The 23,582-nt window shown below is 69.5% G+C and carries 26 protein-coding genes and 1 pseudogene; 12 read left to right on the top strand and 15 right to left on the bottom strand.

The annotated features are described in order from the left end of the window. Positions 1 to 2 precede the first annotated feature (2 nt). Positions 3 to 308, top strand: a complete 306-nt coding sequence (locus AB0E69_RS06845) for a chorismate mutase (protein WP_360140819.1) — start codon at positions 3 to 5, stop codon at positions 306 to 308. A gap of 9 nt (positions 309 to 317) precedes the next feature. Here the strand turns inward: AB0E69_RS06845 and AB0E69_RS06840 are convergent, their stop codons facing one another. The 3 genes from AB0E69_RS06840 to AB0E69_RS06830 all read right to left on the bottom strand — a co-directional run bounded on the left by AB0E69_RS06840 (position 318) and on the right by AB0E69_RS06830 (position 4,478). After that, positions 318 to 2,744, bottom strand: coding sequence for a glycosyl hydrolase (locus AB0E69_RS06840; protein ID WP_360140816.1), 2,427 nt, complete (start codon positions 2,742 to 2,744; stop codon positions 318 to 320). Between the two features lie 32 nt (positions 2,745 to 2,776). Next, positions 2,777 to 3,418: a lysoplasmalogenase family protein gene (locus AB0E69_RS06835; protein ID WP_360140813.1), complete on the bottom strand. Its 642-nt coding sequence runs from the start codon at positions 3,416 to 3,418 to the stop codon at positions 2,777 to 2,779. A gap of 193 nt (positions 3,419 to 3,611) precedes the next feature. Continuing rightward, positions 3,612 to 4,478, bottom strand: coding sequence for a LysR family transcriptional regulator (locus AB0E69_RS06830; protein ID WP_360140810.1), 867 nt, complete (start codon positions 4,476 to 4,478; stop codon positions 3,612 to 3,614). Between AB0E69_RS06830 and AB0E69_RS06825 the strand changes: the two are divergent. Beyond that, positions 4,387 to 5,550, top strand: a pseudogene (locus AB0E69_RS06825) (MFS transporter); the annotation flags it as partial. The gene AB0E69_RS06830 and the pseudogene AB0E69_RS06825 overlap by 92 nt on opposite strands. Before the next feature lie 167 nt (positions 5,551 to 5,717). Beyond that, a complete protein-coding gene (locus AB0E69_RS06820; RefSeq protein ID WP_360140807.1) occupies positions 5,718 to 6,458 on the top strand; it encodes a GNAT family N-acetyltransferase in 741 nt (246 codons plus the stop codon). On the opposite strand, the gene AB0E69_RS06815 is transcribed toward AB0E69_RS06820, so the two are convergent. From AB0E69_RS06815 to AB0E69_RS06805, 3 genes are read right to left on the bottom strand one after another with little or no spacing between them, the layout of a single operon-like run. Beyond that, positions 6,455 to 7,273, bottom strand: coding sequence for an ABC transporter permease (locus AB0E69_RS06815; protein ID WP_360140804.1), 819 nt, complete (start codon positions 7,271 to 7,273; stop codon positions 6,455 to 6,457). The genes AB0E69_RS06820 and AB0E69_RS06815 overlap by 4 nt on opposite strands. Beyond that, positions 7,233 to 8,042, bottom strand: coding sequence for an ATP-binding cassette domain-containing protein (locus AB0E69_RS06810; RefSeq protein WP_360140801.1), 810 nt, complete (start codon positions 8,040 to 8,042; stop codon positions 7,233 to 7,235). The genes AB0E69_RS06815 and AB0E69_RS06810 overlap by 41 nt, the downstream gene beginning before the upstream one ends. Then, on the bottom strand, positions 8,039 to 8,485 hold the full coding sequence (locus AB0E69_RS06805; RefSeq protein ID WP_360140798.1) for a MarR family transcriptional regulator: 447 nt from the start codon (positions 8,483 to 8,485) through the stop codon (positions 8,039 to 8,041). Before AB0E69_RS06805 ends, AB0E69_RS06810 begins: the two co-directional genes overlap by 4 nt. Before the next feature lie 96 nt (positions 8,486 to 8,581). On the opposite strand from AB0E69_RS06805, the gene AB0E69_RS06800 reads away from it, so the two are divergent. Together AB0E69_RS06800 and AB0E69_RS06795 are read left to right on the top strand one after the other, a co-directional pair. Beyond that, positions 8,582 to 9,001, top strand: coding sequence for an ester cyclase (locus AB0E69_RS06800; protein WP_360140795.1), 420 nt, complete (start codon positions 8,582 to 8,584; stop codon positions 8,999 to 9,001). 10 nt (positions 9,002 to 9,011) lie between these two features. Next, on the top strand, positions 9,012 to 10,031 hold the full coding sequence (locus tag AB0E69_RS06795; protein ID WP_360140792.1) for a LuxR C-terminal-related transcriptional regulator: 1,020 nt from the start codon (positions 9,012 to 9,014) through the stop codon (positions 10,029 to 10,031). Here AB0E69_RS06795 and AB0E69_RS06790 read toward each other — a convergent pair. Then, entirely contained in the window at positions 10,006 to 10,191 is a 186-nt protein-coding gene (locus AB0E69_RS06790) for a DUF5703 family protein (RefSeq protein ID WP_145811853.1), read from the bottom strand. The genes AB0E69_RS06795 and AB0E69_RS06790 overlap by 26 nt on opposite strands. Positions 10,192 to 10,248: 57 nt before the next feature. After that, positions 10,249 to 11,190 (bottom strand): aldo/keto reductase, encoded by a 942-nt coding sequence (locus AB0E69_RS06785; RefSeq protein ID WP_360140788.1) that lies wholly within the window; start codon positions 11,188 to 11,190, stop codon positions 10,249 to 10,251. Positions 11,191 to 11,241: 51 nt separating this feature from the next. Between AB0E69_RS06785 and AB0E69_RS06780 the strand changes: the two genes are divergently transcribed. Both AB0E69_RS06780 and AB0E69_RS06775 read left to right on the top strand, forming a co-directional pair. Continuing rightward, on the top strand, positions 11,242 to 12,294 hold the full coding sequence (locus AB0E69_RS06780; protein WP_360140785.1) for an LLM class F420-dependent oxidoreductase: 1,053 nt from the start codon (positions 11,242 to 11,244) through the stop codon (positions 12,292 to 12,294). Then, the gene (locus AB0E69_RS06775) at positions 12,294 to 13,121 is read left to right on the top strand and encodes an undecaprenyl-diphosphate phosphatase (RefSeq protein ID WP_360140782.1); all 828 of its coding nucleotides are present in this window, start codon (positions 12,294 to 12,296) and stop codon (positions 13,119 to 13,121) included. The genes AB0E69_RS06780 and AB0E69_RS06775 overlap by 1 nt, the downstream gene beginning before the upstream one ends. Before the next feature lie 40 nt (positions 13,122 to 13,161). Here the strand turns inward: AB0E69_RS06775 and AB0E69_RS06770 are convergent, their stop codons facing one another. From AB0E69_RS06770 to corA, 3 genes are read right to left on the bottom strand one after another with little or no spacing between them, the layout of a single operon-like run. Beyond that, positions 13,162 to 14,163: a hypothetical protein gene (locus AB0E69_RS06770; RefSeq protein WP_360140779.1), complete on the bottom strand. Its 1,002-nt coding sequence runs from the start codon at positions 14,161 to 14,163 to the stop codon at positions 13,162 to 13,164. Then, complete coding sequence (locus tag AB0E69_RS06765) at positions 14,160 to 14,762, bottom strand: RNA polymerase sigma factor (protein ID WP_360140776.1); 603 nt, start codon at positions 14,760 to 14,762, stop codon at positions 14,160 to 14,162. Before AB0E69_RS06765 ends, AB0E69_RS06770 begins: the two co-directional genes overlap by 4 nt. A gap of 31 nt (positions 14,763 to 14,793) precedes the next feature. Continuing rightward, positions 14,794 to 15,774, bottom strand: a complete 981-nt coding sequence (corA, locus tag AB0E69_RS06760) for a magnesium/cobalt transporter CorA (protein WP_360140773.1) — start codon at positions 15,772 to 15,774, stop codon at positions 14,794 to 14,796. A 41-nt stretch (positions 15,775 to 15,815) separates the two neighbouring features. Between corA and AB0E69_RS06755 the strand changes: the two genes are divergently transcribed. From AB0E69_RS06755 to AB0E69_RS06745, 3 genes are read left to right on the top strand one after another with little or no spacing between them, the layout of a single operon-like run. Beyond that, positions 15,816 to 16,511 carry a histidine phosphatase family protein gene (locus tag AB0E69_RS06755; RefSeq protein WP_360140770.1) on the top strand — a complete coding sequence of 232 codons (696 nt, stop codon included), beginning with the start codon at positions 15,816 to 15,818 and terminating at the stop codon, positions 16,509 to 16,511. 13 nt (positions 16,512 to 16,524) lie between these two features. Further along, positions 16,525 to 17,103, top strand: coding sequence for a DUF3090 family protein (locus AB0E69_RS06750; protein ID WP_360140767.1), 579 nt, complete (start codon positions 16,525 to 16,527; stop codon positions 17,101 to 17,103). Further along, the gene (locus AB0E69_RS06745; protein ID WP_360140764.1) at positions 17,100 to 17,891 is read left to right on the top strand and encodes an SCO1664 family protein; all 792 of its coding nucleotides are present in this window, start codon (positions 17,100 to 17,102) and stop codon (positions 17,889 to 17,891) included. Before AB0E69_RS06750 ends, AB0E69_RS06745 begins: the two co-directional genes overlap by 4 nt. Here the strand turns inward: AB0E69_RS06745 and AB0E69_RS06740 are convergent. Next, a complete protein-coding gene (locus AB0E69_RS06740) occupies positions 17,888 to 18,613 on the bottom strand; it encodes a DUF6882 domain-containing protein (protein WP_360140761.1) in 726 nt (241 codons plus the stop codon). The two genes, AB0E69_RS06745 and AB0E69_RS06740, sit on opposite strands and share 4 nt — an antisense overlap. 111 nt (positions 18,614 to 18,724) lie before the next feature. Between AB0E69_RS06740 and mshC the strand changes: the two genes are divergently transcribed. Then, positions 18,725 to 19,942 (top strand): cysteine--1-D-myo-inosityl 2-amino-2-deoxy-alpha-D-glucopyranoside ligase, encoded by a 1,218-nt coding sequence (mshC, locus tag AB0E69_RS06735; protein WP_360140758.1) that lies wholly within the window; start codon positions 18,725 to 18,727, stop codon positions 19,940 to 19,942. Positions 19,943 to 20,050: 108 nt separating this feature from the next. Here mshC and AB0E69_RS06730 read toward each other — a convergent pair whose 3' ends face one another. From AB0E69_RS06730 to AB0E69_RS06720, 3 genes are all read right to left on the bottom strand, one after another. After that, entirely contained in the window at positions 20,051 to 20,941 is an 891-nt protein-coding gene (locus AB0E69_RS06730; RefSeq protein ID WP_360140755.1) for a hypothetical protein, read from the bottom strand. Between the two features lie 13 nt (positions 20,942 to 20,954). Further along, complete coding sequence (locus AB0E69_RS06725; RefSeq protein WP_360140752.1) at positions 20,955 to 21,725, bottom strand: L,D-transpeptidase; 771 nt, start codon at positions 21,723 to 21,725, stop codon at positions 20,955 to 20,957. A 115-nt stretch (positions 21,726 to 21,840) separates the two neighbouring features. After that, a complete protein-coding gene (locus AB0E69_RS06720; protein ID WP_360140749.1) occupies positions 21,841 to 22,689 on the bottom strand; it encodes a PAC2 family protein in 849 nt (282 codons plus the stop codon). Positions 22,690 to 22,854: 165 nt separating this feature from the next. Between AB0E69_RS06720 and AB0E69_RS06715 the strand changes: the two genes are divergently transcribed. After that, entirely contained in the window at positions 22,855 to 23,532 is a 678-nt protein-coding gene (locus tag AB0E69_RS06715) for an HAD family phosphatase (RefSeq protein ID WP_360140746.1), read from the top strand. The last annotated feature ends 50 nt before the right edge of the window (positions 23,533 to 23,582 follow it).

The raw sequence follows: 23,582 nt of genomic DNA, 5'->3' as shown, positions 1-23,582 counted from the left end.
GAATGACCGAGGAGAACGCCGCCGCGGAGCTGAACCGGCTCCGCAGCAGTATCGACAACATCGACGCCGCCCTGATCCACCTCCTGGCCGAGCGGTTCAAGTGCACCCAGCAGGTCGGCGCGCTCAAGGCCCGGACCGGGATGCCACCGGCCGACAAGACTCGCGAGCGCGACCAGGTCGCCCGGCTCCGGACCCTCGCCACCGAGTCGGGTCTCGATCCGGTCTTCGCGGAGAAGTTCCTCGCGTTCGTGATCGCCGAGGTCATCCATCACCACGAACGCCTCGCCGAGGCACAGCCCACCGACTAGACGGGGTCCTCAGCCCTCGCGGATGAGCGCTGGGACCGTGAGCAGGCCGGAGTGCACGTAGTCGGTCGCGTGCTCGATGTGCTGGAGGTCGAACCGGCGGCCATGCCGTCTGGCGACCTCGTCGGCGGCATCCAGCAGGTGCTGGTCGACCGAGAGTGCGTTGGCGGCGGTGTTGTACACGACGATCCGCAGCTCGTTCGCGCCTGGTTGAACGGCGCGCGTCAGTTCTACGCGGTACGGCGGCGCCCACACTGCACCGCAGTACGTGTCGTTGAGCCACACCTCTGCTGCGACTCCGACCGGCGGGATGACCAGTGCTCGGTAGGAGTTGTCCGGGAGGTAGGGCTCGCTGCCGGGGTCGACCAGCTCGTCTGGACCGAAGTCGAGAAACAACTTCTCGCCGGATGCGGGTAGTTGGAGCTTCGTTTGATAGGTGGCCGAACCTGAGTACGCGTCGTCTTCCCACTGATGTGGAAGCGAAACAGGCCGGGGTTCATCGCCGAAGCTCACCGTCCAAGGCCCGGTGAGTGGGTCGGCTGCGGACCCGACTGGGCTGCCCGCTGGTTCGGGGGACTCGGCCGCGACGAAGACGGCTGACTCGTACGGGTGGAGCGTCGCGGACCGGGTGATGGTTGTCTCGGCGGAGAGCGGGCTCCAACGTTCCATCGGCTGGTCGAAGGTGAGCGTGCGCACCGACGTACCCGTGTTGGCGACGAAGTAGAAGTCGCCGTCGTCCAGGCGGCGGTGAACGACTCCGACGTCAGGCGCCGGCGCGATCGGAGGCGTCGGGAGGTGGCCGGCGAGAGCCGCGACATCCGTGACGACGAGTCCGCCGGTCGCGCGGACTGACTCGAGCCACGTCGCGGTAGAAGCTGGTGTCGTGGTGTCCACGGGTACGACGATCAGTGAGACGTCGCCGGGATCGACAACGGAGATGGCGTCGTCGTCGATCAGGTCGAAGTCGAGCCCCGCCTCGCGGATGATTCGAGGAACGCTCTCCAGGATCAGCTGCCGGGCCACGCGGTACAGATTGTGCGGCTCCGGGAAACCGTCCCCAGCAGCGTATGCATCGGAGGTCGGAACGTAGATCTTCACCGGCCGCACCGGCGTCCCCTGCTGCAGCAGCCAGGAGAGCCGATGGAGAGAACCGAATAGAGCGGTTGCTACCGGCCACCACGGGTTACGGTCGTCGAGGGCGCCGGCGGCGTAGAAGATCCAGCCGAGACCAGGACCGTCCGACGGTGAGTACGGCCAGCCGTGCCCGATCAGCTGGTTGACGCCGGAGAGGAAATGCTCGTGCGCCTCGCCCTGCAGATCGAGCGGTGTCGCGCGGAACGACGGCGAGTGCACCCACGTCCACACCTCAGCGGAAACGATCGATCGATCATAAATGTTCGCCGCGGACGAGGCCCAGCGCGTCTCCGGGATCCGTTTCCAGCCCCAGCCCTCGCCCTCGAAGGCGTCCGCGTGGCGGTAGCTGCTTACGGTTGCGGGCGGTTCGCCGTAGCTCTGGATCCGGAACGGTACGCCGTACCCGGCCGCCCACTGCTGGAACACTTTCAGGAAGTTGTCCTCGTACAGCTCCGACAACGTCCGCCCGAAGTCGATCCGCAGCTGCCGCGATCGGGCCGTGTCGACGAGCAACTCGTAGAGCCGCGGCCGCAGGTCGTATCCACGCCGTTTCGCGAACTCCTCGAACATCCCGGCGGTCCAGTCGGCGCCGTACACCTCGAGGCTGTCGCAGAACACGGATCCGACCAGCGCCGGATCGGCCGCGAGCAGCAGCGGCTCCGCGACGCACCGGATGTGCTCGGCCGCCGCAGCCGCCGAGTAATGGTCGAGCGTCAGCCCTTCGGCGCCGGCCGCGGCTCGCTTCACGTTCTGGCCGGTGACCCGGGACGTCGCGATCAGGACCTCCCGTGGCTGGCCGCCGGTCGGAACGTGGATAATCCCGTCGCGCATCGGCACCTCGACGTACGCCGTCGGCGTTCCCGCAGACCCCTGGCCGACGAACGCCGCGAGGAACTCGTCTCCCGGCCAAGCCTCCACGACAGGTACGTCGTACGCCGCACTGCCGATCTCGCGTCGATCCCAGTGCACCTGCCGCGCGGCGTACTCCGGTGTGACGTGCGGACCGCCGTACGACCAACCGCTGCCGAGTGTCACGTCGAACCGCAACCCGAGCTCGCGGGCTGTCCGAGCCGCATGGCCGACGAGCTCTAGCAGCTCCGCGGATCCAAACGGCGCCGTCACCGGTCCCATCGGATAGACGAAGGCGACCTCCACGCCGCCCAGCCCGGCCGCGGCCATCGCCCGCAGCTCCCGGTCGAGCTCGTCCCGCGTGACCGACGGGCCGAACCACCACCAACGTATCATCGGCCGCCCGTCGGGCGGTGGGTTCCGGAACTGTCGTCGTACCTCGTCGACCGTCGCCACCCGTTCACCCCACCGCGACGGGCGGCGCCGGGTCAACGCGGGTGACCAGTACCGGTCACTCTGTCCCGTGCCTCGGTGACGCCTGAGGCCAGCAGGAACTGACCGACGGCGTACGTCGACATCGTGAGTGCGCCGCGTCCCGGGAAGTCGCGCCCGGAGAGCCGCAGCGCGATGAGCGCGTCGGAGACCAGGAACAGCGCTCCGCCGACGCCGCTCCGCGCGTTGTGCCAGCGGGAGGCGATCGCGGTTGCCGTGAGCAACAAGGCGTACGCCGCGACCGGAACGCGCTGACCGCCGAGGCCGGGGGAGAGAACTGCGATCAAGGCGGCCCAGAGAGCGGCGTACGCAGCGAGAACCTTCCACGAGCTCTGCGCCGGGTTCGCGAGAAACACCGCCAGGTAACACGCGTGCGCCGCGGCGAACGCGGCGATCCCGGCGAGTTGGAGATCCGTCTCCAGCAACAGGTCCCCGGCCGCCGACGCCAGCAACGCCGCCTGGAGCAGCGGCGGTGCGTCCTGAGTCCGCGACCACTGCCAGAGCAGCGGCATCAAGGTCACCTTGCTGGCCTGCTTGACGACCTTGGCGTCGATCACGATCGCCGCGACCTGGACGACCGTCGCACCCCAGAAACCCGCCAGTACCCGCCGCCCGCGCGCCAGTCGCCTCAGGTTCATGTGGCGCAGGCTAGAGCAGCCTGGTGAACGGGAGGTGCGCGGAGCGGTACGCCATGGGCATCAGAGGAACGACCACAACGTACCGCTACGCAGTGACAGCCCCGCGGGGAGAAGTTCTCTGTCGCTAGGACCTGCGTCGACCCTAGGAGGAACTGGTAAGGGGAACCACAGTTTTGACGGTGATCGAATGGTCTCAGCGTGGGGTGAGCTGGAGGGCGGCGCGGAGGCGGGGTAGATGGCGGATCAGGACGGCCGGCGGGGTGGGCGTCGTGACGACCGAGAGCGTGAGGCGGTAGCGGAAAGGGGCTGGGGTGAGGTGTTCGCCGGGGCGCAGCTCGGTAGCGAGGGCGCTGCGGGGGACCAGCGCCAGGTGGTTGCGCCGGCGAGCCATGGCGACGGTGGTGCTCAGGGTGACTCCGCGGCGGGGGATGGCGCCCAGGGCGGCGAGGCGGGCGTGGACGTCCTCGGCCCCGCGGTCGTAGGTCGAGAACGCGATCGGACGGTCCTTGAGGGGCTGGCGGCCGCGGCCGGGTGGCCGGGCGCCGGGTGGCACGAACAGGACCAGGTCGTCGCGGCCGACCCGGCGGGCGACGGCGCCGTGCGGGAGCGTCATTTGTTCGGCGATCGCGATGAACGCGGCGTCCATGGTGCCCTCGGCGACTCGTTCGACCAGGAAGTGGCCGTGGTCGACCTCCTGCTGGATCTCGAGGTCGGGGAGGTCTGCGTCCAGGACCGGGAACAGGATCGGGGCGATGCTCGAGAACGCACCGACCACGAGACGCTGACCCGCGGCGGCCGCGCGGGTGGCGGCGTAGACCTCCTCGAGGTGGCCGAGGATGTGGTCGGCCCGGCGGCCGAGCTCGGCGCCGGCCGGCGTGGGGCGGGCGCCGCGGGTGTCGCGGTCGAAGAGTTTGGTGCCGCACAGTCGTTCGAGGCGGCCGAGTCGCTGGGATGCGGACGGCTGCGAGATGCGGAGCTCGCGGGCCGCGGTGCCGACCGCTCCGGTGCGGATGATCGCCCGGACCAGGCTCAGGTCCTCGACGCTCGGCAATGAGGTCATAGGTACAGCCTATGGCAAGCACGCAAGCGGCTCTGGCTACCGGTGGCGACTCGGAAAGCCAAGAATCAAAGGAGTGAGACGACCGAGGAACGAGGCGCTGGCGCTGCTCGCCGGCAGCGGTACGGCGGACTTCGCGTTGCGGATCACGCAGATCGCCCTGCCGCTCGTGATCCTGCGCGAAACCGGCTCCGTCGCTGCGACCGGGCTGGTCGGGGGCGCTGCCGGCGTGCCGGTCCTGCTGTCGCCGTGGTGGGCGCGGAAGGCTCGTCAGTGGGTCGACTCCGGTCCGCGGCTGGCGGTTGTCGCGCTCCTGTCGGCCGTCGCTTTGGCATCCGTCCCGGCCGCTGCCGAATTCGGTCTTCTGACGCCGGTCGTCCTCGTGACAAGCGGCCTGCTGCTCGGCTCCGGCGACGCACTCGCGTCTCCAGGGCGGTCAGCACTGCTTGCCGACACCGGAGATCGGTGGGGCGAGGGGAAGGCGATCGTGCTCCTGACCTGGCAGGACGGCCTCCGCCGGGTCGGTATGCTCATCGGCCCGACGATCGGCGCCGTTGCGGTGTCGATCGGGATGACCAACAGCCTGCTGTGGGTGGAGGCCGCGGCTGTCCTGGGTTCCGGCCTGCTGGCCAGCACAGTGCGCGCCGAACGCAGACCAGACGCCACCACGACTGCCACCGCAGCGATGCCGTCCATCCGCGGCAGCCTCAGCGGTCGGCCCGAGGTCTTCTACGGGTGGATCATCCGGGGGACCGCGTGTGTGACGTGGTTCGCGTTCACGCTCGGGATGTCGGTGCTGGGGGAGGAGCGGGGACGCCCGGGCGTCTACCTGGCCGCGGGGATGACGGGGTACGGCGTGGGCTCACTGGTCGGGACCGCGATCGCGCTGGCCGTGGTACGCCGTACCCCGCCCGTGGCCTGTGCTGCGGTGGCGTGGGCTTGGAGTGGGATGTGTTGGGTGGCAATGGGCCTGTGGCCGAGTCCCCCGGTGGTTGCCGTCGCGGGAGCGTTCTCCGGGCTGACTGTGGTGATCGGGATCTCGGCGATCTCATTCGCCATCACCCAGTCGTCAGCCGGAGCCGAGCGACGGGCCCTGCTGAGTGGGCAAGGCGTGGTCGTCAACGCGAGCAGTTCGGCCGGCCTGCTGATCGGTGGTCCGATCATCGCCGACCCTCGTCGGGGCGGGAGTGGTGACGGCATCAATCGCTGGACTGGTGCTGCTGCGGTGTCACACTTCGTCTCATGTCCGGGATCGCGATCACCACCTTGGCCGAGCGGCCTGAGTACCTCCAGCACATCTACGACTTCGCCGACACCTGGCCGAAGTTCATGTTCAACGACCCGATCGGGAACGCGTTCATGGGTCAGGTACTGCGGGAGTTTCCCGACCAGTGCGTGGTCGCGTCCGAGGACGGCGAGCTGGTCGCACACGGCCGCAGCCTGCCGTTCGTGTTCCCGGACGAGGACCGCACGGAGCTACCGCCGGGCGGCTGGGATCGCGTGCTGCACTGGGGTTTCCAGGATCTCCGCGCCGGCCGGGAAACGAACGTCTCCAGCGCTCTCGAGATCGTGATCCGCCCGTCCCACCTGGGCCGCGGCCTCTCCCACGAAATGCTCCAAGCCATGCGGGAGGCGGTGAAAGCCAAGGGCCACACCACCCTCTTCGCCCCGGTCCGCCCCAACGGCAAGACCGACGCCCACCAGCCGATGACGGAGTACATCGAACAACTCCGGCCGGACGGACTCCCGGAAGACCCGTGGCTCCGAGTCCACGTGAGAGCCGGCGGCAAGATCGTTCAGGTAGCGCCGTACTCGATGGTCATCACCGGCAGCCTCGCCCAGTGGCGGGACTGGACAGACCTTCCCTTCGACACCACCGGCGACGTCGTCGTCCCCAAGGCCCTCACTCCCGTCCACGCAGACCTCGCCCACGACCACGCCGTGTACGTAGAACCCAACGTCTGGATCCGCCACGACCTCTAACGGGCCAGCCGGCCCAACAGCGCCGAGGCGGCGATGATGCCGGCCAGAGCGGCGACGATGAGGACCGTGAAGTCGAGGAGGTAGTTCGTGGGCTGGCCGATCAGCAGGCCCCGGAGGGCGCTCACTTCGTAAGTCAGCGGGTTGCCGTGGGAGAGGGCTCGGAGCCAGCCAGGCATCACGCTGACTGGGTAGAGGGCGTTGGAGGCGAAGAACAACGGCATCGTGATGGCCTGGCCGATGCCCATCAGGCGGTCGCGGCGGAGGACCAGACCGGCGATGGTCATCGAGAGGCAGGAGAAGAAGGCTGCGCCCAGGACCACCACGGCCAGGACCGCCAGGAGTTTCAGTGGGTTCCAGGTGAGGCTGACGCCCAGCAGGGCGGCAACGATCAGGACCACGATGGCCTGGGAGATCGTCCGGACGCCGGCGGCGAAGGCCTTGCCGGCGACCAGGGCCGAGCGCGGGGACGGCGTGACGAGGAGCTTGGTGAGGATGCCGGCGTCGCGTTCCCAGATGATCTGGATGCCGTAGAAGATCGCGACGAAGAGCGCGGACTGGGCGATGATCCCGGGCGCCAGGTAGTCGAGGTACGGGACGTTCCCCGTCGGGATCGCCCGGATCCGGGAGAACGTCTGGCCGAAGATCACCAGCCAGAGCACCGGCTGGATCGCGCGGGTGATCAGCTCGGTCCGGTCGTGCCGGAGTTTCTGCAGCTCGATCAGGCAGAACGTGCCGATCCGGGAGAACAGCCGGAGGACGGCGCGGGGTCGGTTGTCAGCCCAGGCGCTGGGCCGTGCGACGGGTGCCACGGACATCGCGCAGACCTCCCTTCTCCGAGCCCGACGTCGCCAGGCTCTCGCCGGTGTGGTGCCGGAACACGTCCTCGAGACTTGCCTCGGGCCCGAGCTCGGCCTTGAGCTCACTCGGCGAACCGACCGCCCGCAGCTGCCCGAGATGCATCAGCGCCACCCGGTCGCAGAGCAGGTCGGCCTCCTCCATGTAGTGCGTGGTCAGCAGCACGGTCATCCCGTACCGCTCCTGCATCTCCTGGACCCGAGCCCACACCGAGTCCCGCGCCACCGGATCCAGCCCGACCGTCGGCTCGTCGAGAACCAGCAGCGCGGGCCGGTTCACCAGCGCCTGCGCGAGCTCGAGCCGCCGGACCATGCCGCCGGAGTACGTCGACGCCAGCCGATCGGCCGCGTCCGCGAGGTCCACGATCTCGAGTACTTCGGCGACGCGAGCGGCGCGTTCCCGCCGCGGTACGTCGAACAAGCGGGCGAACCAGGAGACGTTCTCCCGGCCTGACAGCGCTCCTTCGATGGACAGCTGCTGCGGCACGTAACCGAGCATCCGCCGTACCGACATCGCCTCGGCGCGCACGTCCAGGCCGAAGACCCGAACCGCGCCGGACTGCGGCCGGTAGAGCGTGTTCAGCACCCGGAGCGTCGTGGTCTTGCCGGCGCCGTTCGGACCGAGCAGGCCGAAGCACTCCCCGGGCTCCACGGTCAGGTCGAAGTTGTCAACGGCAACATGGTCGCCGAATCGGTGACTCAGCCCGCTGACTTCCACTGCCGCCGTCATACGCGCTGAAGATCCTGCTCGGACGGGGCGAGCCGTTCAGCGAGTACGCCGAGAACCGGCAACGCGGCCCGCACAGCGTCCCGGTCGTCCGGACCAAGGCCGTCCAGCGCCTCGTTGACCAGCGCGGCCCGTCGGTCGCGCCACGCGTCAACCTGCTGCCGGGCCGGCTCGGTCAGGCTCAGCCGGGCGACCCGCCGGTCGGACGGATCGGGCGTCCGCAGCAGCAGGCCGCGCTCGGTGAGCTGTCCGACCAGCGTGGACACGGTGTTCGCCACCAGGCCCAGCTCGGCGGCAGCCTCGGCGACGGAGACGCCGGGGTTCCGCCGGACGAGGCGGATCAGCTCAGCCTGCGAATCGGTCAAGGGAAACGGCCGCCCGACCGAGCGGCGCAGATGCCTGCGCACCAATCCGACGGCTGCCAGCAACTCCTCTGCGAGTTCCACCCGACCAAGATACCTCTGTCGCAGAGATAATTCAGCTCCCAGAACCCCAACTAATCGGGGTACGACACGGCCGCGACCCGGCGCACGATCGGGTTCATGAGCACACCAGAGAGCAACAAGACCGTCGTCCACGAGTTCATCGACGGACTGTTCACCAAGGGGGATCTCGGCGCCGTAGACACCTACCTGGCCGAGGACTTCATCAACCACGACCCGCCGTTCGGTGCGGGCGCCGACCGCGAGGGGATGCGGACGGCCGGGCGGATGTTCCGGAGCGGGTTCCCGGACTGGCACTCCGAGCAGCACGCGCTGATCGCCGAGGGGGACCTCGTCGTCGAGCGCTTCACGGCCAGCGGGACGCAGCGGGCCGAGGTCATGGGCGTGCCGGCCACGGGGAAGGAGGTGAGCCTGCCCGGCATCAACATCTTCCGCGTCCGGGACGGCCTGATCGTCGAGCGCTGGGGCCGCCTCGACGAGCTCGGTCTGCTCCGGCAACTGGGCGTCGTACCGGCGTAGCATCACGATCATGGGGGCGGGGGATCGCCTTGAACTGCTGATCCAGCGCTGTTACGCCGGGCTGGACGTCGATCAGTTGCGGACCGAGGCGCTCGCGCGGCTGCGAGGCGTCCTGACGGTCGACGCCGCCTTCTTCGCGACCGTGGACCCGGCGACGGTCCTGTTCACCTCCGCGGTCGCCGAGGAGCCACTGGGCGAGGTGACAGAGCAGTTCATGGCCAACGAGTTCGGCCAGGACGACGTGAACAAGTTCGCCGCCCTGGCCGGCGGCCCGGTGCCGGTCCGGTCGCTCGAGCAGGCGACCAAGGGCGACTGGCGGAACAGCCCCCGGTACGTCGAGGTGATGCGGCCGCTCGGACTGGGCGACGAGCTGCGGGCGGCGCTGATCTCGAACGGGCAGTGCTGGGGCGTCCTCTGCCTGCACCGCGAAGACGGCGACACCGGCTTCTCCCCGCAGGACCTCCAAGTGGTACGGCGGATCGCGCCGCACCTCGGCGACGGACTGCGCCGGGCATTGCGGACGGACGCGACCGGGAGCGCGGGAGCCGGGCCGGGGGTGGTGGTGCTGGACGAGCGGCTCCGACTGGAATCGGTCAGCGCGGAGGCGGAGTACTGGCTCGCCGAGCTCGGTGCGCCGGGTCAGCTTCCGATGGCGGTGCGAGCGGTAGCGGCGCGGATGCGGCTCGAGCAGGTCCCGGTGCGGCTGAAGGTGCGGACCGCCGGCGGGCAGTGGCTCGAGCTGCACGCGTCCAGGCTCGGCGCGGTTGGTCAAACGGTTGTCGTCATCGACCCGGTCACGCCGGCGCAGCTCGGATCGCTGCTGCTGGATCTGCACGGCCTGACCCCTGCCCAGCAGCGGGTGACCGAGCTGCTGCTCAGGGGCTACTCGACGCGGCAGATCGTCGAGAAGTTGTGCCTGTCGCCACACACCGTGCAGGAACACGTGCGAGCGGCGTACGACAAGGTGGGCGTGGGAAGCCGGCGGGAGCTGGTGAGCGCGCTGCTCAGAGGGTCCGCATCACGCGGATGATGCGGCGGCGGAGCCAGACGCGGCGGGTGCCGTCCGGGTAGCGGCGGAGGCGGGCGAGCTCCCAGCCGCCGTACTCCGCGTGCTCGGTGAGCAGCTTGCGCACCGCACCGCGGGACTCTGTCCGGGACACCTCGAACTGCTGCAGCTCGTACTCCGCCATTCGCGCCTCCAGCTACCTCGCAACAGCTACCTCAGCAGCTACCCAACACAACCTGCCTCACGAAACATCCTCCAGCGCCGCCACGATCGCGGGCGGAAGCGTGAGCTCCTCCACGCCGAGCACGGGCTTCAGCTGCATCGCGGTCCGGGCCCCAACAATCGCCGCCGACACTCCCGGCCGGTCCCGCACCCAGGTGAGCGCCACCTCGAGCGGGGTCCAGCCGAGCCCGTCGGCGGCTCGTGCGACCGCTTCCACGATGCCCGAAGCCCGGCCGTCGAGGTAGGGGTCGACGAATCTGGACAGATGCTGAGACGCTGCGCGGGAGTCCGCGGGGATCCCCGTGCGGTACTTCCCAGTCAACACGCCGCGCCCAAGCGGCGACCACGCCAGCACTCCGATGCCGAGCCCGGCGGCCGCCCGCATCGCGTCCGCCTCGGCGTCGCGGGCGAGCAGCGAGTACTCCACCTGGTTCGACACCGGCACGGCCCGACCGGGCCAGGCCTGCTGCCAGGTCACCGCGCGGGCCGACTTCCAGCCTGCGTAGTTCGAGACGCCGACATACCGCACTTTGCCCGAATTGACCGCGTGGTCGAGCGCGGAGAGCGTCTCCTCGAGCGGTACGTCGTCGGACCAGGTGTGCAGCTGCCACAGGTCGATGTAGTCCACCCCGAGTCGCCGCAGCGACCCGTCCAGATCGCGGAGCAGCGCGCCGCGCGAGGTGTCGGTGATCCGCTCGCCACGCCGGACGCTGAAACCGGCCTTGGTGGCGATCACCACGTCGTCGCGGTCCACCACGTCGCCGAGCAGCGACCCGATCAGCAGCTCGCTGTCGCCGTCGCCGTACGCCGCCGCGGTGTCGAGCAGCGTGCCCCCGGCCGCGACGAACGCGGCGAGCTGCTCGCGCGCCTCGTGCTCGTCGGTGTCCCGCCCCCAGGACATCGTCCCCAGGCCGAGCCGGCTCACCGCCAATCCACTGTGACCGAGATAGCGCTGCTGCATGGACCGAGCCTATTGCGGGCCACCGACAACCTCTCGCTAGGCTCGCCAGTCATGCGACTCGGACTGAACATCGGCTTCGTGTACGGCGGCGACGACCATCTCGACCACTTGCGGCTGGTGAAGGAGGCCGAGGCGCTCGGATTCTCGGTCACCTGGGCCGCGGAGGCGTACGGCTCGGACGCGGCCACGCTGCTGACCTGGATCGCCGCCCAGACCACCACGATCGACGTCGGCGCGGCGGTGTTCCAGATCCCGGCCCGGACGCCGGCGATGACCGCGATGACCGCGGCCACCCTGGACCGGCTGTCGAACGGGCGGTTCCGGCTCGGCCTCGGCGTGTCCGGCCCGCAGGTCTCGGAAGGCTGGCACGGCGTGCGTTTTTCTCAGCCTCTGCTCAGGACCCGTGAGTACGTTGACATCGTGAACGCCGCACTTCGACGCGAGACCGTCGCGTACGAAGGCAAGTACTTCACGTTGCCGCTGCCGGACGGACCGGGCAAGGCGCTGAAGCTGACCGTTCACCCGATCCGCGACCACGTGCCGATCTACCTGGCCGCTGTCGGTCCGAAGAACCTCGAGCTGGCCGGCGAGATCGCCGACGGCTGGCTCGGCATCCTCAACGACCCCGCCTATCTGGGAGAGCAGTTGAACCACATCAGGACGGGTCGCTCGACCCGTCAGCAAGGGCTCGACGACTTCGACGTCGTCGCGTCCGTTCCGGTGATGACCGGCGACGACGTGCGGACCGCCGCCGACCCGATCCGCGGGTACGCCGCCCTCTACATCGGCGGGATGGGCAGCCGGGAGAAGAACTTCTACAACGCGCTCGCGGTCCGGATGGGGTACGCCGACGAGGCCAAGGAGATCCAGGACCTGTACCTGGACAAGAAGCACCGGGAGGCGATGGCCGCCGTACCGTTCGGGTTCCTGGACTCGATCTCGCTGCTGGGTGGCAAGGAGCGGATGGCGGAGAAGCTGACGGCGTACGCCGAGGCCGGGGCGACCACGGTCGCGCTGACGCCGTTCGCGCCGACCGTGGAGCAGCGGATCGCGGATATCCGGACCGTCGCCGAGGCGCTCGACCTGGCCGGGGTCGGCAGCTGATGACGATCTGGGACTCCATCATCCTCGGCATCGTCGAGGGCCTGACCGAATTCCTCCCGGTGTCGAGCACCGGCCACCTGACGATCGTCTCGAAGATGCTCGGGCTGAAGATCGACGACCCGGCGGTCACCGGGTACACAGCGGTCATCCAGGTCGGCGCGATCGCCGCGGTGGTGCTGTACTTCTGGAAGGACATCCAGCGGATCGCGGTCGCCTGGGTCCGTGGGCTGCTGAAGCCCGAGCACCGCGGCGAGTTCGATCACCGGATGGGCTGGTACGTGATCGTCGGCTCGCTGCCGATCGTGATCGTCGGCTTCCTGGCCCGGGACCTGATCTCGGGCCCGTTGCGCAGCCTCTGGTGGGTGGCCGCGGCCCTGATCGTCTGGTCGTTCGTGATGGTGGCGGCGGAGCGGCTGAGCTCGAAGTCCCGCCCGCTGGAGCGGATCACGATGACGGATGCGATCGTGATGGGCATCGTCCAGTGCCTGGCGCTGATCCCCGGCGTCTCCCGGTCCGGTGCGACGATCACCGCAGGCCTGTTCCGCGGCCTGGATCGAGTGGCCGCGACCCGGATCGCCTTCCTGCTGGGCATTCCGGCCCTCGTCGGCGCCGGCGTCTACGAACTGAAGGACGCCCTGAACGGCGGCGTCGGCGCCGTACCCCTGATCGTCGGCACGATCGTCAGCTTCGTCGTTGCGTACGCATCGGTCGCCTGGCTGATCCGGTTCGTTGCCAAGCACACCATCGAAGTCTTCGCCCTCTACCGCGTGCTCCTCGGCATCGTCCTCATCATCCTGCTCTCGACGAGCACGATCACCGCCACCTAACCGGGTGCAGCGCCCGGGACGAATCCCGGGCGCTGCGTCGTCAGCAGCCGAGCGCTTGCTGGTAGTCCTGTGCCGCTTGGTTGTGTTGCACGAGCTTGTCGGTGATCTCCCACAGGACCGTCGAGTACTCGCCCTCGGCCTTCATCTCCTGGAGAATTTTCCAGGAGTGTGCGGTCGCGAGGGCGTCCCGGGCCTCCCGCTTGCGAGCCGGGTCGCCGGTACGCCACTGGTCCAGCCACGCACAGGTGACGTGGCCCGTGACTTCCGCGCCGATCTGGTACCGGTCGCTCAGGTCACCTTTCTCGAAGGCTTTCCGATCGAATCCTTTCGGTACCGGAATGCCGTCGAACACCTCCGCCACCACCTTGGCCCGGTCCGCCGGCTTGACCGCACTGGCCGGCATCGCCCCCAGCCAGGTGTCGACGTCGACGGCCCTGATCTTCGCCATCATCTGCTGGTACGCGGCCTCCGAGCCGAGGTCGGCGCGGATATCGACGAACGTCGAGCCGTGCACCGGCAGGATCGTCGTGTACTCGGTTCGGCCGGAGTACTGGAACCGCGTGGCAGGTGCGTTGAGCACGGTGACCGCTTGCTTGGGACCGGCATCGGCCAGCTCGGCGAGGGTGTCGGCGTACAGCTTGCTCGGGTGCCAGGTCAGGATGACTTCGTGCTTTCCGTCGGAGAACGCGAGCTTGCCGTTGCTTCTGGTGAAGTCGCCGACTCGGCTGATCTTCCACGGGTCGCCGAGCAGCAAGCGTGGGTTGTTCTCCGCGACGGCGCGAGCCTCGGCGGCGTACGCCGGCGCGGGCGCGGCCGGGTTGCCGTGCGGGAAGAGTGCGCCGGTGACGGCAATGGCGATCGCCGCGGCGGCGGCGACCGCGATCAGGATCGGGCGGCGGCGCGAGCGGCGTACCTCGGGGGTTGGTGCAGTGGTGGTCATGAGCTCCTCAACCAGGTCTGCGGCGGCGCTCGGTGCGGGCACCGAGCGGTCGCCGAACGGATCGGCTCCCGCGATCAGGTGGTCGATCTCGTACTCGTTCATCGCTCCTCCTCGGTCGGCGGGTTGTCGTTCCGTTCGTGTCCAGGAGCCTCGAAGGCGTCACCGAGCAGTTTTCCGAGCCGGCGCCGGGCCCGGTGCAGCCGGGTGCGCACCGTCCGGCCGGGCAGACCGAGAACGGTCGCTGCCTCGGACGGGTTCAGGCCGTCCCAGCCGGTCAGCATCAGTAGCTCGCGATCACTGTCGCCCAGCCGCGCCATCGCCGCGCGCACCACGACGGCGGAGTCGCTTGCTTCGGCGAGGTCCGGTACGGCGTTGACCAGCTCGCTGCGCAACCGCTCACCGAGCCGCTCCCGGCGGTCGTCACCGCGCCGGTGGTTGGCGAGCACCCGGCGGGCAACGCCGTACAGCCAGAGTCGGGCCGCGTCGTCCGCCGGCACCTCCGGCAGCCGTCGCCAGGCGATCAGCATCGTGTCGGACACCACGTCCGCGGCGTCCTCGGCCGACTCCACCCGCCGCAGCGCGTAGGCCAGCAGTTTCCGGAAGTTGGCGTCGAAAAGCCGCCGGAACCGCTCCTTGTCATCGCCGCCGACGCTCCGGATCCCGGCCGGGGGCGGAGAGTGCGCAGCCGTCGAACTCGTCATGTCTGGCCCATGTCCGGTACCGGGCCGTGCGTTACAGCCAGCCGACCTTGCGGAAGAAGCGGTACATCAGGGTGCAGGTGGAGGCCATCAGGGCGAGGACGGCGTAGTAGCCGTAGTGCCAGCGGAGTTCGGGCATGTTGTCGAAGTTCATGCCGTAGATGCCGGCGAGCATGGTGGGAACGGCGGCGATGGCTACCCAGGCGGAGATCTTGCGCATGTCGTCGTTCTGCTGGACCGAGACGCGGGCCAGGTGCGCGTTCAGGGCCGACGACAGCAGGGTGTCGATGGCTTCGGACTGGTCCGACACGCGGGTGAGGTGGTCGGCGACGTCACGGAAGAACGGGCTCGCCTGGGGGCTGATGCCGGCGACACCGTGCGCGAACTGCTCGATCGGTTCCCGGAGCGGGTCGATCGCGCGGCGCATCTCCAGGACCTCGCGTTTCAGCCGGTAGATGCGTTCGGCGTCGCTGGTCCGCTCCGGGGAGAAGACGGACGACTCGATCTCGTCGACATCGATCTCGACCTGCTCGGCGACGGTCTCGTAGTCGTCGACGATCGCGTCACAGATCGCCCAGAGCACGGCGGCCGGCCCGTGGCCGAGCATCGAGGCCCGTTCCTCGAGCTGCTGACGGGTGGTCGCGAGCTCGCCGCCTTTGCCGTGCCGCACGGTGACGACGTACCGCGGTCCGACGAAGGCCGTCACCTGTCCGGTCTCGACGGCGTCGCCTTCGTCGACGTACCAGAGGGTGCGCAGTACGACGAGGAGCGAGTCGCCGAACCGTTCCACCTTCGGCCGCTGGTGGATCTGCAGCGCGTCCTCGACCGCGAGCTCGTGCAGGTCGAACAGCTGCTGCACCCGGCGCATCTCGGCCTCGGTCGGCTCGTGCAGACCGATCCACCCGAAGCTGTCGATGTCGTCACCTACGGCCTGGGCCACGGTCTCGGGGTCCTTGGGCAGGTCCTTCCGCTCACCCTCGGCATACACCCCGCAATCCACAATCACGGAACCCATGATTGCACCCGCGACTTGCCTGACGAGATAACGTGCTCAGCATGCCCACGGTGATTCTGGTCCGGCACGGCCGTAGTTCGGCCAACACGTCCGGCACGCTGGCCGGCCGTACGCCGGGGGTGAAGCTGGACGAGACCGGCGTCAAGCAGGCCGAGGCGGTCGCGCAGCGGCTGGCCGAGCTGCCGTTGGCCGCGATCGTCACCTCGCCGCTCGAGCGCTGCAAGCAGACGGCCGCGGCGATCGCGAAGCGGCACACAGGGTTGCGTCCGGCAACGGACCGGCGGTTGACCGAGTGCGGGTACGGCGACTGGACCGGCCAGAAGATCTCGACCCTGGCCAAGGATCCGCTGTGGGCCGTCGTTCAGCAGCACCCGTCGGCCGTGACGTTCCCGAACGGCGAGTCGATGCGTGCGATGCAGCAGCGCGCAGTCGACGCCGTCCGCGCCCACGACGCGGCGCTCGCGAAGAGCCACGGCGACAACGCGCTCTGGGTCGCGGTCTCGCACGGCGACGTGATCAAGGCGATCGTCGCGGACGCGCTCGGTCAGCACCTGGACGCGTTCCAGCGGATCGTCGTCGACACCGCATCGACGACGATCATCACCTACACCGCGACCCGCCCGTTCCTGGTCCGCCTCAACGACTCCGGCAGCGAGCTCGCCTCCCTCGTCCCTAAGCCCACAGCGAAAGCGAAGCCCAAGAAGCAGTCCTCAGACGCAGTCGTAGGTGGACGGTAATAGGGTCTTAGTCATGGCGCGAGTTGTGCACTCCTACGACGACCCGGAGCGGTTCGTCGCCGGCACCGTGGGGGAACCCGGTGCGAGGACGTTCTTCCTGCAGGCCAGGGCCGGTAGCCGGCTGACCTCGGTGGCGTGTGAGAAGGAACAGGTGATGGCGCTCGCGGAGCGGCTCGACGTGATGCTGGACGAGGTCGCGCGGCGGTTCGACCGCGATCCGGTGACGCCGACCGCGGCCGACGACACGGCGCCGCTGGAGCAGCCGATCGAGGAGGAGTTCCGGGCCGGTACGATGACGCTGGCCTGGGAGGCCGACGCCGAGCGGGTCGTGATCGAGGTGTTCGCCGTCGTCGCCGCGGAGCAGGTCGAGCTCGAGGAGGAGGAAGACCCGGTCACCGCCGCGATGGAGTCCGAGGACGCCGAGGTGTTCGTGGTCCGGATCACCGAGGAGCAGGCCCGTGCCTTCGCCCGCCGGGCGGTCGCCCTGGTCGCGTCCGGCCGGCCGAGCTGCCCGTTCTGCGGCCGGCCGATCGATCCCGAAGGACACATCTGCCCGCGCGCCAACGGCTACCGCAGGCACCTGCCGGAATGAGCCGGCCAGACCTGCTCGCCCACGGGGAGCTGTCACTGCACGGCCGCCTGGTGGCCGCGTCGAACGGTACTTTCCAAGGCTCGGTGGCCCTCGACGGCGAGACCGCGACCGTGGTCTACAAGCCGGTGCAGGGCGAGCGGCCGCTGTGGGACTTCCCCGACGGCACGCTGGCCCAGCGCGAGTTCGCGGCGTACGTCGTCTCCGAGGCGCTCGGCTGGTCGGTGGTTCCGCCGACGCTGCTGCGGGACGGGCCGCTCGGCGAGGGCATGGTGCAGCTGTGGATCGACGAGACCGAGCTCGGCCCGGGCGAGACCGAGCTGGTCGACATCGTCCCGCAGGGCCGCGTGCCCGACGGCTGGGTCGGCGTACTGGACGCGCTCGACGGCCGGCACAATCCGGTGACCCTCGTGCACGCCGACAACGAGGCGTTGCAGCGGATGGCCGTATTCGATGCCGTGGTCAACAATGCCGACCGCAAGGGCGGCCACGTGCTGAACCCGGGCGACGGCCGCGTGTACGGCGTCGACCATGGCGTCACGTTCAACGCCGACGACAAGCTGCGGACGGTCCTGTGGGGCTGGGCCGGCGACCCGATCCCGCCTGAGCTACTGGACGACGTACGGCACCTGGCCGACCGGCTGGCCGGGGGACTCGGTCAGGAGCTGTGCGAGCTGATCACGGCCGTCGAGCTGACTGCGACCCGCGAGCGCTGCGCGTCCCTGCTCAAGACCGGTACGTTCCCGTACCCGAGCGACGACTGGCCCGCGATTCCCTGGCCTGCGTTCTAGCTCTTCGCGGGTTGCACGCTGACGTTGTCGAGGCGGCCCTGGGCGTCGTACGAGGTGAGCACGACGGTTCCGTCGGACGCCGTACCGCGGAGCGCGTCGGGGGACTCGGCGTACTCGAAGCCGAAGTGCTGGAAGTAGCCGCGCACGACCTGCCGGTGGTCGACCGGGAACACGCTGACCGCCGTCATCAGCAGCCGTGGTGTCGCGAACGGGTCGAAGGTGGCCCGCGGCAACTGCTCGTCCGCGACGTACAGGTACACGTGCCCGCGGCCCTCGTTGATCGCCGTCGACCACACGCCGCGACCGCCGAGCACCCAGCCCGCGGTGATCGCCAGCGTGATCGCGGCCTGCGCCGGGTCCGGGAAGCCGTTCAGGTCCGGGCTGTCGCTGGTGAACTCGGTGATCCCGTGCTGATTGCCGAAGTCACGGATCGGGAGCGTCGCCGCGACAGCGGGGAAGTCCGGCCCGAAGCCCGGGTTCGCCCAGCCCCACAGCCAGGTGTTGTCGAGGTGGGAGAGGCTGCCGAGCAGCGAGACCCCGCTGAGCACGCCGCGCTCGCCCGTCAACGTGCGCGCGTTCAGGTCGACCATCAGCGAGTCGGTCCCGACCACCTCGTTGAACAGGTCCTGCTGCTGGATCGCGGCGGCCGCGGCCCAGCCGCCGTACGCCTGGAAGCCAGGACTGAATCCCGGACTCGAGCCGGGGCTGCTGTCTGCACTCATCGCTCGCGAGGTTATCGGGCTTCCGGGTCCGGCGCAGGTCGGCCCACTGATTGGACCTCGACCAACCCCGTGTCGCGTCATTGAAAATCGGACTGGCATAAGCTCCGACACATGCAGGCGTGGACGAACCCAGACATCCCGGTCGTACCGGGCCCGGCCCGGCGGCTACGCCTCTACGACACCGCGTCACGCGGTCCGGTCGAGGTGGCCCCGACGTCAGGGACCGCCCGGATGTACGTCTGCGGCATCACGCCGTACGACGCCACGCACATGGGCCATGCCGCGACGTACGTCACGTTCGACCTGATCAACCGCCTGTGGCGGGACGCGGGGTACGACGTGAACTACACGCAGAACATCACCGACGTCGACGACCCGCTGCTGGAGCGGGCGACCGCGACCGGGGTCGAGTGGACCGACCTGGCCGAGCAGGAGATCCAGCTGTTCCGCGACGACATGACCGCGCTGCGGGTGATCCCGCCGCAGCACTACATCGGCGTGGTCGAGTCGGTCGACCTGGTCACCGAGGCGATCGAGGACCTGCGCCGGGCCGGCGCGGTGTACTCCGTCGACGGCGACCTGTACTTCGCGGTGAAGGCGGACCCGGCGTTCGGCGGGGTGTCGGGGTACGACCGGTCGACGATGGTCGAGCTGTTTGCCGAGCGCGGTGGCGACCCGGAGCGCGAGGGGAAGCAGGATCCGCTGGACAGCCTGCTCTGGCGGCACGAGCGGCCGGGCGAACCGGCCTGGGACTCGTCGCTCGGACGTGGCCGGCCGGGGTGGCACGTGGAGTGCTCGGCGATCGCGCTGCAGTACCTCGGGATGACGCTCGACGTCCAGGGCGGTGGGACGGACCTGATCTTCCCGCACCACGAGATGTCCGCGTCCGGTGCGCAGGTGGCGACGGGTGAGCATCCCTTCGCGCGGACCTACGTGCACCAGGCGATGGTCGGGCTGGACGGCGAGAAGATGTCCAAGTCCAAGGGCAACCTGGTGCTGGTGTCGAAGGAGCGGCTGGCCGGCGCGGACCCGATGGCGATCCGGCTGGCGCTGCTGACGCACCACTACCGCACGGACTGGTTCTGGATGCCGACCGACCTGACGTCGGCGCAGGAGCGGCTCGATGTGTGGCGTGCGGCGGTTGGGCGTGGGTCCGGGCCGGATGGTGCGGCGGCTGTCGATGCGTTGCGGGCAGCGCTGACCGACGATCTGGACACCGTGGCCGCGCTGGCCGTGATCGATGCTTGGGCGGAGAGCGAAGGGGATGACCACGAGGCTCCCGCGCTGATAGCCCTGGCAGCAGATGCACTCCTGGGCGTGAAGCTCTAGCGAGTAGATCGACCAGCGTTCGACGTGCAGGACCCCGCGCCGAACGTCGGCTGAGACGTGCAGAACCCCCGACCGGGCAGCCGGTCGGGGGTTCTGTTCGTACGGGCGTCAGCCGGTGACCGGCTGGTGGGTCTTGACCGGGGTCGGGACCGGGGCGGCCGGGACGTGGTCGACCGGAGGCGCCGGGAGGTTCGGCTCGGTCGGCTTCGGGGTGGGCTTCGGCTTCGCGGCCGGCTTGGCGCAGGTGGCCGAGGCGAGGGTGATCGTCTCGGCGCCACCCAGGTCGATGGTCAGGCCGGTGATCGTGAACGCGCCGTCCGAGTGCTTGCCCTGCGAATTGACCTTGATCGTCGCCAGCGGGTTCGAGGGCAGCGAGGCGCCCTGCTTGGTCGTCGGCAGCTTCAGGACCTGACCGAGCAGGCTGATCGAGCCTATGTCGACGCCGCCGTTGTCGCCGGAGCACCAGACGTTGAGCGAGTCGATGGACAGCAGCGACGCCGGGGGAGTGAGCAGCAGCTTGCACAGGTCCGGCAGGTTCTTCACCGGCAGGTCCTTGGTGCTCAGCTGTGGCAGCGGCAGCCCGAGGTCGGGCAGCGGCAGGTCCGGGATCGGCAGGTCGTTCGCGCCGGTGGCGGGCAGCGTCGAGCAGGACTGCTTCAGCTCGGGCGGGATCTTCACCTGGCTGAGGATGTCCGGACCGACGACGATGTCGAACAGCTCGACCGACGCGGAGTCGTTGCCCGCGGTCGCCGTCCCGGCCCGGACCGAGAGCAGCGGGTTCTTCGGCAGCTCGAGCGCGGACGTCGTCTGCCGCTTGCCGTCGAGCGACTCGGCGTACGGCGTCTTCGCGATCGGGACCTGGCCCTCGGCGCTCACGGCGTACGCCGAGGAGGGCCGGGCCGCTGCGTTGCCGACCGGCGCGCTGGCGATCAGGCTGAACGTCACCACGCCGGTCACCGCCGCGACCGTCAGGACGGTCGGCGCCAACTGTCGTCGCATCGGGGAATCTCCCTTACTTGCTGTCAATCAGGACGAGGGTCCCGAGCGGGACCTTCTGCAGGTGGGCGAGCGCGGTCCGCGGCACCCGGACGCAGCCGGCGCTGATCGCCGCCCCGAACACGTGCGGGTTCGGCCAGCCGTGGATCGCGACGGTACCAGGTCCGCCACCGAACGTGTCCAAGGTGGGACTGTGCGCACCCAACGGGAGCACGACCGGAGAGGCCGAGCGCTTGTGGTCGATGATCGAGCCGAGCAGGAAGGTGCGGCCGGGCGGCGTCGGCGTCTTGGTCGCGCCGACCCCGGCCTTCCAGCTGCCGAGGCTCTTGTTGTTCAGGAACAGCTCGAGCGTCCGCGAGCTGGTGTGCACGCGGATCAGGTACGGCGAGGAGGCGCGATCGAGGTCCACGTCCTGCAGCCAGCCGGTGGACCGGTTCGGCTTGGAGGGCAGCAGCACCCGCACCCAGCCGTCGCTCTGCTCGACCACCGGCAACCAGGTCGGCCCGAACTGCGTCGGCCCGATCTTCCCGAACGCCTCCGCGTCCGGCGCACTGTAGAGCGCGGCCTCACCCCGCGGATGCACGACCAGCCCGCTGGTCCCGGAAAACGGCTCGGCATCGAGGGGAGCCGTGGCGATCGTGGTGGCGGTCGTCGACGCCGCCAGCGTGGTCAGGTCGACCGGCGCCGGCTTGTCCTTGTTCCCAAGAATCCCCACCGCCGCGACAACCCCGAGCAGCACCAGCACCGCCAAGGCAGGAATCGACGTCCCACCCCGCTCGCCCCGCATCCGCCTCACCCCCAGGTCAATCGACCGAATGAATATAAACCCATTAGTAACAACGCGCCACGGCTCGTGCCGTTACGCGCCCGTACCGTAGGCCGCGACCGGGGGGTGGGCGGGGCTAGTCGCTGGGGTGGTTTTTGTTGCGGCGGCGGAGGTAGCGTTCGAACTCGGCGGCGATGGCTTCGCCGGTGGCCTCGGGGAGGTCGGCGGTGTCGCGTTGTTCTTCCAGGGACTGGACGTACTCGGCGACCTCGGGGTCTTCCTCGCTGAGCTCGTCGGCGCCGCGTTGCCAGGCGCGGGCGAGTTCGGGCAGCTCGCCCTCGGGGATCTGCAGGTCCAGCAAAGCCTCGATCTTGCTGAGCAGCGCGAGCGACGCCTTCGGGCACGGGGTGCCGGCGATGTAGTGCGGGATCGCCGACCAGATCGACACCGCCGGTACGCCGAGGGTCGTGCAAAGGTCGGCGAAGACGCCGGTGATGCCGGTCGGGCCCTCGTACGTCGACGGCTCGAGGCTCCAGGAGGCGGTCAGCTCCGGGTCCGACGAGGTCGCCGAGACCGGGATCGGGCGGGTGTGCGGCGAGTCCGCGAGCAGCGCGCCGAGCACGACCACGATCTGCGCGTTCGAGTCGTCGACGATCTCCAGCAGCTCCCGGCAGAACGCCCGCCAGCGCATGTTCGGCTCGACGCCGCGGATCAGCAGCACGTCGCGGCCGGTGTCCTCGGGCCGCGCCAGGTACACCCGGGTGGTCGGCCAGGTCAGCCGCCGCTCACCGTCGTCGTCGAAGCCGACATGTGGCCGGTTCACCTGGAAGTCGTAGTAGTCCTCGGGGTCGATCGCGACGACGAGCTCCGCGTCCCACTCGTCGATCAGGTGGTCGACCGCTCCGGTGGCCGCCTCCGCCGCGTCGTTCCAGCCCTCGAACGCGGCGATCACGACCGGGTCCCTCAGGTTCGCGAGGTCAACCACTCGCAGGCCCCCTGTCGTCTCTCAAGCCAATCCGGTCCCTGACTGCCCACGGACCGGAAACCGGACTGCCCAGCCTACGTGCTCCCACCTCCGGGTGTGCGCGGTTTCACGCCCAGCGGAACGTGTCGGCGAAACCGCCTGGGACAATAGCGATGACCGATCAGTGTGTACGACGAAGAGGAGCAGCGGGTGCCGGCCCTGCAAGCTGTGCTGTGGGACATGGACGGGACGTTGGTCGACTCGGAGAAGGTGTGGGCCGAGGTGCAGCTCGAGCTGCTCCCGTCGCTCGGCGCGACCTGGACCCTCGAGGACTGCGTCAGCCTGGTCGGCAGCGACCTGCGGGACGCCGTCGAGGTGTGGATGAGCCGCATCCCGGCCGGCGTGATCACCGGCGACCAGCTCGCGGAGCGGATCTTCGGCGAGGTCATCGAGGCGCTCCGCAGGGACGTGACGTTCCAGCCCGGCGCGCTCGAGCTGCTGCAGGCCCTCCGGAAGGAGGACGTGCCCTGCGCGCTCGTCTCGGCGTCGTACCGGTCGATGATCGACGCGGTGCTGACGCACGTCCCGGCCGACCCGTTCGACGTGATCGTCGCCGGTGACGAGGTGACGCTGGGCAAGCCGCACCCCCAGCCGTACCTGACCGCGGCCGCGAAGCTCGGGGTCGACCCGGTCAGCTGCGTCGTGATCGAGGACTCGGTCACCGGCGCCACGGCCGGTACGGCGGCCGGGGCGTACGTTGTCGCCGTACCGCACTGGGTGACGATCCCCGAGGCTCCGCGCCGGCTGATCGTCGAGTCGCTCGAGCCGCTCAGCCCGGAGTCCCTGCGCGCTCTGCTCCGATGAGGAGCTACCGTCACCTGGTGGCCCTCGGGGGCGTTGTTGGGGTAACGGGC

The sequence above is a fragment of the Kribbella sp. NPDC026611 genome (assembly GCF_040638345.1).
GTDB lineage: Bacteria > Actinomycetota > Actinomycetes > Propionibacteriales > Kribbellaceae > Kribbella.
Note: the sequence above shows the minus strand (reverse complement) of the source record. Positions and strands in the feature narration are given on the sequence as shown.

Excerpts from the sequence above, each read along its gene's own strand:
- AB0E69_RS06810 (WP_360140801.1), bottom strand. The coding sequence starts at position 8,042 with ATGACGGCGGCAGTGGAAGTCAGCGGGCTGAGTCACCGATTCGGCGAC.
- AB0E69_RS06790 (WP_145811853.1), bottom strand. The coding sequence starts at position 10,191 with ATGGCGGAGTACGAGCTGCAGCAGTTCGAGGTGTCCCGGACAGAGTCC.
- AB0E69_RS06775 (WP_360140782.1), top strand. The coding sequence starts at position 12,294 with ATGACGATCTGGGACTCCATCATCCTCGGCATCGTCGAGGGCCTGACC.
- AB0E69_RS06795 (WP_360140792.1), top strand. The coding sequence starts at position 9,012 with ATGGGGGCGGGGGATCGCCTTGAACTGCTGATCCAGCGCTGTTACGCC.
- AB0E69_RS06835 (WP_360140813.1), bottom strand. The coding sequence starts at position 3,418 with ATGAACCTGAGGCGACTGGCGCGCGGGCGGCGGGTACTGGCGGGTTTC.
- AB0E69_RS06815 (WP_360140804.1), bottom strand. The coding sequence starts at position 7,273 with ATGTCCGTGGCACCCGTCGCACGGCCCAGCGCCTGGGCTGACAACCGA.
- AB0E69_RS06800 (WP_360140795.1), top strand. The coding sequence starts at position 8,582 with ATGAGCACACCAGAGAGCAACAAGACCGTCGTCCACGAGTTCATCGAC.
- AB0E69_RS06845 (WP_360140819.1), top strand. The coding sequence starts at position 3 with ATGACCGAGGAGAACGCCGCCGCGGAGCTGAACCGGCTCCGCAGCAGT.
- AB0E69_RS06745 (WP_360140764.1), top strand. The coding sequence starts at position 17,100 with ATGAGCCGGCCAGACCTGCTCGCCCACGGGGAGCTGTCACTGCACGGC.
- AB0E69_RS06725 (WP_360140752.1), bottom strand. The coding sequence starts at position 21,725 with ATGCGGGGCGAGCGGGGTGGGACGTCGATTCCTGCCTTGGCGGTGCTG.
- AB0E69_RS06730 (WP_360140755.1), bottom strand. The coding sequence starts at position 20,941 with ATGCGACGACAGTTGGCGCCGACCGTCCTGACGGTCGCGGCGGTGACC.
- AB0E69_RS06780 (WP_360140785.1), top strand. The coding sequence starts at position 11,242 with ATGCGACTCGGACTGAACATCGGCTTCGTGTACGGCGGCGACGACCAT.
- AB0E69_RS06765 (WP_360140776.1), bottom strand. The coding sequence starts at position 14,762 with ATGACGAGTTCGACGGCTGCGCACTCTCCGCCCCCGGCCGGGATCCGG.
- AB0E69_RS06785 (WP_360140788.1), bottom strand. The coding sequence starts at position 11,190 with ATGCAGCAGCGCTATCTCGGTCACAGTGGATTGGCGGTGAGCCGGCTC.
- AB0E69_RS06755 (WP_360140770.1), top strand. The coding sequence starts at position 15,816 with ATGCCCACGGTGATTCTGGTCCGGCACGGCCGTAGTTCGGCCAACACG.
- corA (WP_360140773.1), bottom strand. The coding sequence starts at position 15,774 with ATGGGTTCCGTGATTGTGGATTGCGGGGTGTATGCCGAGGGTGAGCGG.
- AB0E69_RS06740 (WP_360140761.1), bottom strand. The coding sequence starts at position 18,613 with ATGAGTGCAGACAGCAGCCCCGGCTCGAGTCCGGGATTCAGTCCTGGC.
- AB0E69_RS06830 (WP_360140810.1), bottom strand. The coding sequence starts at position 4,478 with ATGACCTCATTGCCGAGCGTCGAGGACCTGAGCCTGGTCCGGGCGATC.
- AB0E69_RS06770 (WP_360140779.1), bottom strand. The coding sequence starts at position 14,163 with ATGAACGAGTACGAGATCGACCACCTGATCGCGGGAGCCGATCCGTTC.
- AB0E69_RS06820 (WP_360140807.1), top strand. The coding sequence starts at position 5,718 with ATGTCCGGGATCGCGATCACCACCTTGGCCGAGCGGCCTGAGTACCTC.
- mshC (WP_360140758.1), top strand. The coding sequence starts at position 18,725 with ATGCAGGCGTGGACGAACCCAGACATCCCGGTCGTACCGGGCCCGGCC.
- AB0E69_RS06750 (WP_360140767.1), top strand. The coding sequence starts at position 16,525 with ATGGCGCGAGTTGTGCACTCCTACGACGACCCGGAGCGGTTCGTCGCC.